Annotated in this window: 8 protein-coding genes; 1 reads left to right on the plus strand and 7 read right to left on the minus strand. The window is 32.3% G+C overall.

Annotation, left to right across the window (positions count from 1 at the left end; translation table 11 throughout):
• Window positions 1-19 precede the first annotated feature (19 nt).
• The 3 genes from HUE53_RS06970 to HUE53_RS06980 all read right to left on the minus strand — a co-directional run bounded on the left by HUE53_RS06970 (window position 20) and on the right by HUE53_RS06980 (window position 7332).
• Window positions 20-2524 carry a hypothetical protein gene (locus tag HUE53_RS06970; RefSeq protein ID WP_192188817.1) on the minus strand — a complete coding sequence of 835 codons (2505 nt, stop codon included), beginning with the start codon at window positions 2522-2524 and terminating at the stop codon, window positions 20-22.
• Between the two features lie 72 nt (window positions 2525-2596).
• Window positions 2597-6223: a hypothetical protein gene (locus HUE53_RS06975; RefSeq protein ID WP_192188818.1), complete on the minus strand. Its 3627-nt coding sequence runs from the start codon at window positions 6221-6223 to the stop codon at window positions 2597-2599.
• 71 nt (window positions 6224-6294) lie between these two features.
• On the minus strand, window positions 6295-7332 hold the full coding sequence (locus HUE53_RS06980) for a patatin-like phospholipase family protein (RefSeq protein ID WP_014165923.1): 1038 nt from the start codon (window positions 7330-7332) through the stop codon (window positions 6295-6297).
• A gap of 368 nt (window positions 7333-7700) precedes the next feature.
• Here HUE53_RS06980 and HUE53_RS06985 point away from each other — a divergent pair, with 368 nt between their 5' ends.
• A complete protein-coding gene (locus HUE53_RS06985; RefSeq protein WP_065212875.1) occupies window positions 7701-8396 on the plus strand; it encodes a S24 family peptidase in 696 nt (231 codons plus the stop codon).
• 292 nt (window positions 8397-8688) lie between these two features.
• Here HUE53_RS06985 and HUE53_RS06990 read toward each other — a convergent pair whose 3' ends face one another.
• The 4 genes from HUE53_RS06990 to HUE53_RS07005 are packed head-to-tail and all read right to left on the minus strand — an operon-like array spanning window position 8689 to window position 12329.
• On the minus strand, window positions 8689-9456 hold the full coding sequence (locus tag HUE53_RS06990) for an amidohydrolase (protein ID WP_192188840.1): 768 nt from the start codon (window positions 9454-9456) through the stop codon (window positions 8689-8691).
• 9 nt (window positions 9457-9465) lie between these two features.
• Entirely contained in the window at window positions 9466-10617 is a 1152-nt protein-coding gene (locus HUE53_RS06995) for a polysaccharide deacetylase family protein (RefSeq protein WP_192188819.1), read from the minus strand.
• Complete coding sequence (locus tag HUE53_RS07000; protein ID WP_192188820.1) at window positions 10580-11743, minus strand: tetratricopeptide repeat protein; 1164 nt, start codon at window positions 11741-11743, stop codon at window positions 10580-10582. Before HUE53_RS07000 ends, HUE53_RS06995 begins: the two co-directional genes overlap by 38 nt.
• Before the next feature lie 13 nt (window positions 11744-11756).
• Complete coding sequence (locus tag HUE53_RS07005) at window positions 11757-12329, minus strand: hypothetical protein (protein ID WP_123906731.1); 573 nt, start codon at window positions 12327-12329, stop codon at window positions 11757-11759.
• Window positions 12330-12332: the final 3 nt, after the last annotated feature.

Raw genomic sequence — 12332 nt, forward strand, 5'->3', positions numbered from 1 at the left:
TCTTTTTTTAATTAATTTATTACCTTACTTTTAAAAATTGAAATTCTTTATATCCCCTTTGTATAAAATTAGCATATTTTCTATCTGTTTGAGAAAAAATTACATATTCTCCTGTTTGCCCATCAAATAAATGTAAAACACCATTTTTTTTCATTCCTACGAAATAATGACCAATAACTTTTGGTGTGCTCTTGTCTTTGATAGCGTAAATAACAATAATTTCTTCTTCTTTCATTAGTTCTTTCATACGAGGAATTGTTGATGGTATAAAACTACCTCCTCCAAATTTTGATGCGACTTGCTCAAGACCTTGCATTTTCGAAGGCTCTGCTAATTTTATTTTTCCTGTTTTTAGAAACACTACCACAGACTCTATTGTATTACCGCAATTTAATTCAGAAATTTGAATCACTTCATTATCTATTGCTTTATGATTAAAATAAGGCATAGCATCTTCAATATGTTCAAGAGGATTAACAATTTTTATTTTTGACAGATTTTCTAAACCTTCTACAAACTGCTGGACTTTAATAGGGTTTTTTGTTTCAACAATCGATTTTCCGTAATTATTACCTCCTACAAATTCCTCCAAGAAATCTTTAAGACCTTTACTTTTAACTCCTTCAAAGAACCTCTCTACCCTTTTTACAAAACTAGCTTTTTCACCTTTTATTACTAATTCCCCTTTATAAACAAGCGCATATTCTGTAACTATTTTGTCAGCATTTTTAACTTCACCAGCTACTAGTATAGCACCGTATCGATTAAGTTCTTGTAACTTACCTGTGTTGAGTAAACCATTACTTATGGAAACAAGCTCTACATTTTCTGTAACGAAGCGTAAGGTGTTTTTTGTAAAATTAGCAATATTTTTTTCCATTACCACTTTAAAAATAAAAGCCCGCACAAAATTTTTAAATTCGGCTTTTGCAGTGCCATTCAGGATTTTCATTCCTCCTTTAAAAACACTGTTTAGCAATACAGGTCCTGCTGTAATGGCTCCGCCTACTAGGTAGATTTTACTCCAGGTTTCGACAAATTCTTTAGAAAGTTGGTCTTCGGCTAAGGCAAAAATAGTATCGGCAGTGGCAAGTGTAATATCTGCTGCTGCTGCTAAAGCGATGAGTGGCGATGCAGATCCTAATGAGGCTATGGAAACTGCTATCGTAAATACATTTACTCCTATACGAACGGCTTTCATGATTTGCGCTAATTCATCCCGAGAAGCTATATCATGTAAGAATATAGCGGGTACTACCATGGCTGTTTTTTGAGCAACATTGTATACTTGTACCATTTGCAATGGATTGTAATAAGCCCCTTCTTCTAAATCTTCGTCATACGTAACAGGATAGAACCAAGAGTTTGCTATAGGAATCATACCTACTAACTTAGTTCTTTCTTGTTTTAAAAAGTATTGCGTATCATTAAAATCTAAGGCTCCTAAAGCAGACGTATTTACAGTATAACCATCACCTAAATAAAACGTTTTGGTAGGTGGTTCAATAGCCACTTTTTCAGAATCCATAACCGCATAACACAGACTGGTTAAAAAGGAAGCAAAAATGGTTTTATTTGTTTGTTTTACACCTTCCCAAATAGAAGTACTGTCTAAACCATGATAGGCTTTCTTGACAAATTCAGTTTTTTTTTTAAAAAAGTTATACAAATCTACCCATTTGTCGAGTGTGTTGAATCCGCGTAATACATTAATAAAAGCACAGCTTCCGTCTATATACCCGCTAAACCATCCCTCAATATCATAACTTAAAATAGTTTTTAAATAGTTAATTAACTCATCACTTTTAAAATTTTCGGCTATCCAATTAGGAGCATTTTCAAAAAGAAATACGATTTCGTCTTCGTTTTTGGCTTTTTGTATGGCATCAACGAACTTGGTTTTGATTTTATTCTTGATAAATTCAAATTGGCTAGGATCTATGGCATTTACTAAATAGGCAAAATCGGTTAAATTTTCAGACTGAAATACAATACCACGATATTGGTCATTCACGGTAAAATCGTTTGGGTTTGGAGTTGCTGTTACTTTATTTCTAAATTTAGCTGTATTAACATAGTATAATGATAATTGCGCAAAAATCAATTTTGTTTTGGCATTAATTTGAATATTAAACCCCCAATCGTAATCAATAGCATCGATTCGTTTGTTTAAACGGGCTTGCAAGAAAGAGGTGTTTATTTTTCCAGATTCATCTTTATAAGTGAAAGGAATGTTATTATTAATGATTTTCATCCTTTGGATAGTTCCACCTTCTCCATCTCTTGTGGAGTACGTTTGTACTATTGGTGCTCTTTCAAAATCTTTCCAATTAAAAATACATTGAGGATTTGTGCTTGCTTTTTTAATAAACCTTATTAATGAAAGAAAATCAACTCCTTCATTGGATCTATTTCCATAAAATTCAGCACTATATCCCTCATTTGAAGGTCTAGGATTCACAGTGTCGATTGTGTTTTTAGGCAATCGTAAGGCTGTGAGTTTTGTTGCTTCAGGCTGATTCATTTTTCTTTAATTTTTTTATTAAAATAAATAGCTAGCGATGCTTTACACATCGCTAGAATTTTTATTTTGAACTTAGTTTTTAGGTAATGTACTTTCTGTGTTTTCTGATCTCCACAAGTTTGCGTTGTCCAATCTAAAGCTTGAATCCCTTTCTAACTCACCAGGATTTTCACACTTGTTAGGCTCAGCTTCAGGGAAAATAGGTAGTGGTTGATCTACGGGTAATCCAGTTGACTTATCTTGCAAAATAGTCAGCGTTGTAGGTAACTTAGTTATCCAGTATTTACCCTGAGGTTCTCCTACAGGAGCACGCATTTCGTCTGCGATACTCATGTATAGTGGATCACCAATTACGGGTACTTCGCCACCGTTCCAGATTTTTCCAGTAGTCATAAAGAATTGTACGGCATCTTCAAAACCAGGTTTTACCGTTACAATAATTCTTGCTAATCCTGCTTGTAAAAAACTTCTGAATAAAGGGTCTACCGAATTAGAAATATACATTTCTTGCCATTTTTCTCTTTTTCCCCAATAGTAAGGATAAAAAGTATAATCCATAATTTGCCATTCAAACGCCTGTTCCATAAATTTTGCCAATGCAGTATATTTATCAAGATCTTTATCTAAAAGTACTTGAAAGTCTTCCATTCTATCTCCTATGGAAAAACTGGCTCCTAAAGTGCCTATATAATCTTGTAGTAAATAAGCTATACAGTTGTGTTTTAACACATCTTGCTCCATGAAGCGATAAAAGTTACTCATTTGTTCTTTTGCATTTTTTTCTTTTTTCTTTTGTTCTTCATCTAACTTTGCTTGTTCTTCTTGAAATTTTTTATAGGCTTCTTCATAGGCTTTGATTATTGCATTGAAATTTTCGGTTTGCCAAGCTTCTAATTTGTTAGGATTTATTTTTAAATTGAAATACATATTGTATTCAATTCCACCTAAGTTATAACCTGAGTTTTTTAGGCTAAAAGTATCTGATAGGTTTAGGTCATCAATTGCTATTGTTCCAGATATTGTTTCAAACCAAAATTCTTTGTTAATACCATTGCTAAAATCTAAATTAATTCTGCTGGAAGGTCCTGAATCTTTTCTCCAATAAGTGAAGTCAATTTTCACTGATTTAGCTACATATCCATCATTTATTTTTATATTTCTTTGATATACAGGACAATTACCTCCATTATTAAATTTTTCCACAAAAGAATAATGTTGTGTATCTGTTTCTTTTAAAGGGGTCAACTCTACTTTGTAGATTTTAGCCCAATATTCTAATAATTTTCTTGTTGCCTCTTTTCCAGTTGCCATTTTTAATTCTCCTGTGGCATTTCTAGGGTCTACAGGCGTTGTAAGTATTTGACCTTTAGAAACCATAAACGCTAAACGATGCAGCCTTGCTGGTTCTGGCACCATAAATTCAAACATGGTTCTTTTACCATAATTATAAATTTGATTTTTATATTTAATGTCTATCCATCTATATACACCTGAAATGTGTTTAGGTCTAATGCTTTTTGGGTTATTGATTTCAGATACTTTTCCTCTGTTATCAAATTCATGTACGTTTGTTTCTGTATATTCTTTGATAATTTTTTGAACGCGTTCTTCTGAAACTCTGCTCACTACTTTTTCCATTGCTTTTTCCGTAATTTCTTGGGACTTCATAACGGCTTGACGAATGCTGTCTTGCTGAGCTGAATTGTTAGCATAACCACCTGTCATTTCAAAATTATAAGCTCCTGTATTATAACTAAATCGTGTATTTGAGGTTATATTTTGTTCTTTCTTAATTTCTTTTGCAATTTCAGTTTGCATATCAGCTCTTGATGTTTTAGAGGTATCTGATAATTTTTCCGATTCTTGATATTTTGAGGTTGTATCTGTAATTTCAGAGTAATCTCTAGAAACGGATGATTTATGTCGTAACTCACTAGCCATTATGTTTTCAATGTTTGAAACTAACCCTGGCACGTAGGCATGAACACTTTGAACTACTTTTAGGTAATCTGCAATACCCACTCTTTTTATACCGAAATTATTTCTTTTAGAGCGAATATTTTCTTTATGAACGGGGGTTAACATTCCTACTTTTCCATCAGAAAACGCAAGTTTATCTATTTGGGCATAATATTCTTTATTATCTGAAAAAATTAGCTCTACTCTAAAATTAGCTACGGATTGAAATTTTCTAACTAAAATGGGTGGAAATATTATTTTTTGGTCTTTCCCTTGAATATTGGTATAAATTTCCTCAAAATGTCCTAAATCAGTATCTGCAATAATTTTAGCTTTTACAAGCATGGGATCAAGTTCATAAGTATCAAATAAAAAACTCACAAAAGAACCTGAATCTCCCGAACCAACTGTTGCATGGTATCCAAAAGGAATAATTTTATTATTGTTATTGTGTACTGGAATTGTTGCTCCTTCTAGATTTATGTATTGTTCTTGAACTAATGGTGTATTGTCTAAAATAATTTGATCAAGATTTGATATTTTATCTTGTATTTTTGTTAGTATATCTTCTATGGTTTTTAATGTATCATCTAATTGAATTACATTTTCTCCTAATTGTATTTCTCTACTCAACACATTTTCTGGCTTTAACATGGTCTTTTGAGTTAAGAAAACAGAAGGTTTTGAATTTGTAAAGGATCCTATTAGGGTATCAAATGATTCTGAAGATAGTTTAGTCTTAAATACAGCTAAATCTATTTCATTTTTATATTCAAATTCGTAGGGAACAATTTCTATTTTTTTCAATTTATCATATAAAGGCTGTAATTCTTCTTCTGATGCTTTTACATTAATTAATTTATTAATTTCAGATGATACGAGATCTTGTTCTTGAAATTTTAATTGGTTTTGCTCTGCGTAATTACGATATGTTCTCTTATAAGTTTCTTCTCTTTCTTTAAAATAGTGCTGTTGAACGGATTTTAGCTCTAAATCTAATTTTTTGAGTTCTTCTCTTTTATAAATAGCGGTTTGAATCGTTAAATTATTTTGTGCATATAATCGTAGTTGTGTTTGATCAACTCTGGACAACCTAGGATCATTTGTTTCTTCATTTGTTTCTTTAACTGTTTCTTCATGTAAAAACAATTCTTTAGGAATTACTATTTTTCCATTCAAACTATTTTTTGCAGGATCTTCACCATTTATTTTTACAAATTCTTCATCTATTTCTATATTTTGTGCAAAGCCTGTGTGAATAGCTTTTAGTATATCGCAAAGAGCTTCTTTTATATAAAAGTTTTTTTGGGTTATTATTTGATAAATTAAATTATCCCAAAGTATTGTTAATTTACTAATGGCTTCTGAGGTTAATCCTCTGTTAGAATCCATCATTTGTTTGTAATAATAATCAGTCTTTTCCCAATCTTGGTCTGTAATTTCTTCTCTTTTTGTAATTTTTCTACCAATAGATAGTAACTGTTCATAATTCTCATTTTTTAATTCTTCTTCTGAATTAAAAGGAATGAATTTTAGTCCTTTTATTTCAATAAAATCTTCTATTGCCTTAATTTTTGAGGTGTTTTGAGGGCAGTTCATAATTACTTCATCAAAAACTCCTTTTACTACTTTAGGTCTTTGTATAAAGCTTAAATTTTTTATTTTAGTTTCTGTTAATTGTGGGTTTCTTAAACTCACCATTCTAAAAAGCGTTTGTGACGCATCATTTCTTGTACTCATTTTTTATTATTTAAAATTACTAATGGATTATTATTTTTGTTTATGATAGATGGAGGGATAGGCAAAGCGGATCATTTGTTTTTCACCAACTTTTTTACTATCTCATCTAGTTTTTCTCTATTTTGGTCTACATAGTACATTCCTGCTTGTATAAGCTCATAAATATTCTTTTCTGTAGTATTATCCATTTCAGGAGAAGCGTTTCGTAATAAAGGGGCTAAGCGATAATAGTTTTTACGGTTACGCGCACCTAATGCCTGATACATTGTGCTTAAATGATAATTAACTGTTTCAGCATTTGAAGACAATAAAATATCTATCAATGGACTAATCCATTTAATTTTACCTGCTTCTTGAAACTTTTCAAAAGCATAGGGTTTTAATACCTCTCCAGTTCCAATGGATACAATGATCAGATCTTTAACCTCAGGATAATCTACTTTATTCGGGTTATTAAGAATTTTTGAAAATGGAATTTTACTAGCTTCGGCAAAGGCGCATAAAGCAGGGTTATTAGCATAAACGCCTCCATCAATTAATGTAAATTCTTGACCATACAGCGATTTAATTTTTGCTGGTTCAAAATAGGTAGGAGCTGCGCTTGTGGCTCTACAAACATCTTTTACATAAAAATTTTCTAAATCAGTATGTGCTTCATGACTACAAAAAAACTTGGCTTTTCGTTGATGGATATCATAAGAAGTAATAAGACATGGTTTTATTAGTTTTTTAAGTTCTGTTTTTCCAAAAATAATATCCAGTTCTTTTTCAATATTTTTCTGAGATATTTTTTCATTAAATAGACCAAATGGATTAAATATTCCTTCCCAAAATGAAGTGTTGAATATTTTTTCGCCTTCTTTTTGGTATAAATCCATGGCTTTGTTAACCGAAAATAATGCTTGATTACTATTATCAGGATGTAAAAGAAAACAAGCTAATAACCCTCCTGTGCTACTCCCTGCTATTAAATCAAAATAATTTCCAATTTTAGCATTAGGATTGTCTTCTTTTTGCAATTGTTCTTCTATATACTTAAGAATAACACAGGTTATAATACCTCTTATTCCGCCTCCATCTAAACTTAAAATTCTTATTTTACTAGACATCTTTTTATCGTTTATCTTTTTTTTTATTTTTAAAATAGACACAAGAATTCCTATTGGAATAATTCTAGTCTTAAGAACTATCCCAGTACTTTATTTGTTTCATACAATAATTTTTTATGCTAAAATGATTTAAAAAACTATTTGACTTAAACACCTTCATTTGGCATTTAAACGATTATAATCTTAACAAGTAGACTATAATCTTTCAACAATACAAATATACAAGATTATTTTCGTAATAACAAGTAATTATTAGATTATTTTCTGATTAAATTAGAAATAAATCAAACCAAATAAGCTTTATAAGACTTTAAACCATTATGTAAAGAAATTTTTCATACTTTTACTTCAAATTTTACGATTACAGTATGGTTTCAGAACGATTAGGACATTATTTAGAGAAAAAAGGAATTAGTTTTTATGCTTTTGAAAACAGCTTAAATGCTGGAAGAGGAAGTATTTCTAAAGCCGTAAAAGAAGGAAAAAGCATTGGTTCAAGTATGCTAGAAAATATTCTTTCATTGTACATTGATTTAAATCCTACATGGCTCTTAACAGGAGAGGGAAATATGCTAAAGGATGATGATTTTATCTTAAACAAATCTATCCAAGCTTTTCCTTTAAAAACAGATAATTCTGTTCATTATCAACAAATCCCTTTATATGACATTGAGGCTACAGCTGGTTTAGTTCCTTTATTTTCGGAGTCTTCAAACAATGTCCCTTTAGATTATATTTCGATTCCTAACTTACCTAAATGCGATGGTGCTATTTATGTAACAGGTGACAGTATGTATCCTTTACTAAAAAGTGGTGACATTGTATTATACAAGGAAATAAATGATATTCAAAATGAAATATTTTGGGGAGAAATGTATTTGTTAAGTATTGAAATGAGTGGTGAAGAATTTGTAATGGTTAAATACATTCAAAAATCAGAAAACGCAAACTTTGTAAAATTAGTTAGTCAAAACAAACATCACCAAGACAAGGAAGTAGAAATAAGCAAAATAAGAGCTCTAGCCTTAATTAAAGCCAGTATACGAATTAATTCTATGAATTAATTCGATCCCTATTTTTAAATTTGTTTAACCTAGATTATGCGTTAGACTTTGTCTTGAAGATAAAAGTACACGTTTTTTTATCACAGCTATCGTTATACTGTATTGAACACAAAAAATGGAGTACTTTTTTAGATTGAAAGTTATCTTTATCTATACTAAATTTCTAATATATAATCTGGGCTTAAAATCAATTAATAAAAATTATACAAAAAGTAAAATTACAAATACCATTTATTACTAAAGTTTCAAACGATGAAGTCTTCCAAAAATCTTTATCTAATTATATACTCTTTTAAAAAATAAGACAAAAAGAATCCTTATCATTCAGAAAATTCAAACGACTTCTTGTTTCCAAAAGTGCTTCTTTATTGAGGGTTACTAATTGCACATCAGAAGTTTCAAAAGGTTCAACTATATAATTTCCAAGATAATCTACCACTTGCGAATGTCCTACGTATTCCAGTTGACTGCCATCAGTACCTATACGATTAACGCCTATCACATACGAAAGATTTTCTACCGCACGGGCGCGCAATAAAATATCCCAAGCTTGTACTCTTGGTTTCGGCCAACTGGCTACATAAATGAGTACATCATAGTTTTCGACATTACGTGCGAATACTGGAAAACGTAAATCGTAACAAATTTGGAGACAGATTTTCCAGTCTTTGTATTCTACAATTACTTTTTCTTTACCCGCAGTAAAAACGGCTTCTTCTTTTGCCAAAGTAAACAAGTGACGCTTGTTGTAATACTGCATACTCCCGTCAGGATACACAAAAAGCATACGGTTGTAGTAATTCCCTTCTTCTTCAATCACCACGCTTCCTGTAATCGCACAGGCATTTTGTATAGCTAGTGTTTGCATCCATTGCACGGTCGCACCCGTCATGGTTTCGGCAACCGCGGAAGGATTCATAGTAAACCCCGTGGTAAACATTTCTGGCAACACGATTAAATCAGTAGCTTCTTGAATAGCACTGATTTTTTCTTCTAAATGATTTCGATTAGCTTGAGGATTTTCCCAAACCAAATCAGATTGTATTAAGGCAATTTTCATTTGCATCTCTTAAATTTCATTAGGTTGCATCCATTGTATTCCTGAACCTTTAAAATAATTCAGAATATACGGTACTGCTGTTTGTGCTTTTTCATGAACATCGTGGAAAAGCAAAATCCCTCTTCGCCACAATAACATCAAACTTATTTGTCTGTCAGCCACTTCCCTAGCGGTGATATGTGCATTCCAATCTTGCGAATCGATATTCCACAAAACCACTTTAGACTGCGTAGCTCCCAAACTTTTAGCTAATTCTTCTGTTCTTTGACCATAAGGCGGACGAAAATATACGGGTTTATCAGAATCGGTCAATTGTTGAATTAAATCACTCGTATAAGTAAGTGAAGTTTTCCATTCTGCTAATCTCTGGTGTGAAACATGTGTTTTTCCATGCGATGCCAACAAATGACCTTGATATAAATTTTGAATTTGTTTATCCGTCTGCATTCGTTTTTGTAAGGCGTCACCAAGAACAAAGAAAACACCTTTTTGATGTTGCTCATTCAGGACTTTAACCATCTTATCCGTATTCCCATTTTTTACCGTTGGCCCATCATCAAAGGTTAATAAGAATTGCTTTGCAGGCAAATTAAAACCATTGATTTCATTTTTTGCCATCAATCCTATTTCACTCGTAATTCTAGGGTACAAAGAGGCTAAACGACATTGCTCATACAGATATTTATCATAAAAATCCAGACTGGCTTGATACCACGCTTTCAAAGCAGAAGGCATTTTAGCTTCTGGATGTATTTTAGCAACATCTTCCCATGTATTGATTTCATTTATTGCAATCAAATCTTGAAGCGAAGCTTTCGTTAACGCCTTAAAGTTAGTTAGAATGATTTGTTTTGTTTTTGTTTCCCATTCCCGAACGGAAGTCATGGATACTTTTTTCAAATCAAGCTTTTGTTGCAATTCAGCTTCATTAAGTCTTTCATAAGCTTTAAAAGCTTTTAAAAAAGCTATCATTTCACACTTGGATGCCACATCAAAATTATGTGCACTATGGATAGGATAGGGCCATAAAGTCCTATCTATTTTTGCAATTTTATCGGATCCGTTACTTGCGAAACAAAAATTCGTCAGCAATAAGAATCCAATAACTATTATTTTGGCAAGCTTATAAACGTTGTTGTACTCTACTAATCGCTTTGTCATACACTGGATTTTGTTTATGTTGTTTAGCCAATTTATAATTCTCTAATGCTTCCTGGAAATGATTTTTCGCTTCATAAATACGAGCAATATTATAATAAGAACCAGCTTTCACCGTATTTGCCGTAGTACCATTAGCTAAGGCAATGGCTTTACGATTGGCCCATAAAGCCTCCGCTTCTCTACCTGATTTTTGAAATACCAATCCTAAATTCCCGTAAAACAATCCTTCTGTAGGATTTAATTCAATAGCATCTTGATAAAAACCTATTGCGGTTTCATAATTACCAGCGTGGTATTGTTCTTCCCCTCTTTTATTAATTTGCTTTGCAGTTGCAACATCACTGGCAGAAACCACTGTTTGCTGTTCTGAAGGGCGGTATTCACGTAGTATTGAACGTACCCCTTCCCAAGACGAAGCATCTCTGTAATCATTAATATCCACTAAGTTTCCATTTTCATCAATGATAAAAGGAATCCAAACGGTTCCTACTTTACCTGCTTGTGGCGTATAGGTTTTGATTAAAGTATTCCCAACGTACACATATACTTTTGCTCTACTGATGTTGGCTAAATTTGCATTATTTGTATTATCCTTATCAGAAAAATTATGCACTGCATACACATACTTTTTACCTTGTAATTTCTTAGAAATAGTGATGGTTTCTGGTCCAAAACTGTCTGTGTCGTCCACGTCTAATTTTGCATTCACCGCATCCATTTGGTAATAACACACGTATCCTCCTTGATAAGACAAGTGGGAGTCAATATCCAACGGTCGTTGTCCCCAACTTAACACGATACGCATTCCATCTAATTCGGTCATAAACGGACTGATGGCATAGGTTAAACCTCCGCAAGGACATTTAGAAACCAAGGTGGAATACCCTTCTTTTTTAATAATAAGGGTTAAGTCATTGGTATTTCGAAATTCCTCTGGAATCATCACTTTTCCAGCGGAATTGGTCATACGTGTTAATGAGGTTTCTCCATTTTTTTGAAAGATAACTTGAGCATTCGGAATCACTTTATCTTTTACCACGGCACTCAATACAAGAATTTCATTAGTATTTTGTGCTAAGAATGTTTGAACGATAAAAAATAGAGCAATACTTAAAATATTTTTCATGATTTTTAACTGTTTAATTTGCTTTGTCTAATTTTTCCCAAAATGCTAAAAAATCCTTTTTTATCTTTTCAGGTAAAGTTTCAAAATCAGCATCGTATTTTGTTTCAGTAAAATTATCTTCGGCGGTCACCCAAAATTTGTAAACCACATTCTTGTAAACAAGTACGCCCCAAACTTTTTGCAATGGACTTTCAGGTCCTGCCTCATTTTCGTCAACTACCAATAACATTTCGGCATTACCATCCCTATCGGCATCGCTATACATCATCCTATTATTAACAAAAGCCAAGGATTTATTTACGGGGTGTGTAAATACGGTAGAAAAAGATTTGGTATAGCCATCTGGAGTTTTGGTGAATTTTTCGATAAAAAGTTCGTCGTTCGCAGCGCCAGATTTGTTTTTAGAAACTACCAAAACATTCTCGGTTCGGGTATCATTGATTCCTGTAGCAAACATTTTTCGGTCGCCTTGAAAAGGAAGGTCATTCTTGGTCAGATTTTGTGTAAAAGCACTAACTACAGTGGTTACTTGTGCCTGAAAGGAATTCGTAATCCAGAGGGTAGCCAGTAAAAATAGTTTTTTCATTGT

The organism is Flavobacterium columnare, from assembly GCF_014844295.1.
Lineage (GTDB): Bacteria > Bacteroidota > Bacteroidia > Flavobacteriales > Flavobacteriaceae > Flavobacterium > Flavobacterium columnare.

Coding starts and splice junctions, on each gene's coding strand:
- HUE53_RS06970 (WP_192188817.1), bottom strand. CDS start 2,524: ATGAATCAGCCTGAAGCAACAAAACTCACAGCCTTACGATTGCCTAAA.
- HUE53_RS06975 (WP_192188818.1), bottom strand. CDS start 6,223: ATGAGTACAAGAAATGATGCGTCACAAACGCTTTTTAGAATGGTGAGT.
- HUE53_RS06980 (WP_014165923.1), bottom strand. CDS start 7,332: ATGTCTAGTAAAATAAGAATTTTAAGTTTAGATGGAGGCGGAATAAGA.
- HUE53_RS06985 (WP_065212875.1), top strand. CDS start 7,701: ATGGTTTCAGAACGATTAGGACATTATTTAGAGAAAAAAGGAATTAGT.
- HUE53_RS06990 (WP_192188840.1), bottom strand. CDS start 9,456: ATGAAAATTGCCTTAATACAATCTGATTTGGTTTGGGAAAATCCTCAA.
- HUE53_RS06995 (WP_192188819.1), bottom strand. CDS start 10,617: ATGACAAAGCGATTAGTAGAGTACAACAACGTTTATAAGCTTGCCAAA.
- HUE53_RS07000 (WP_192188820.1), bottom strand. CDS start 11,743: ATGAAAAATATTTTAAGTATTGCTCTATTTTTTATCGTTCAAACATTC.
- HUE53_RS07005 (WP_123906731.1), bottom strand. CDS start 12,329: ATGAAAAAACTATTTTTACTGGCTACCCTCTGGATTACGAATTCCTTT.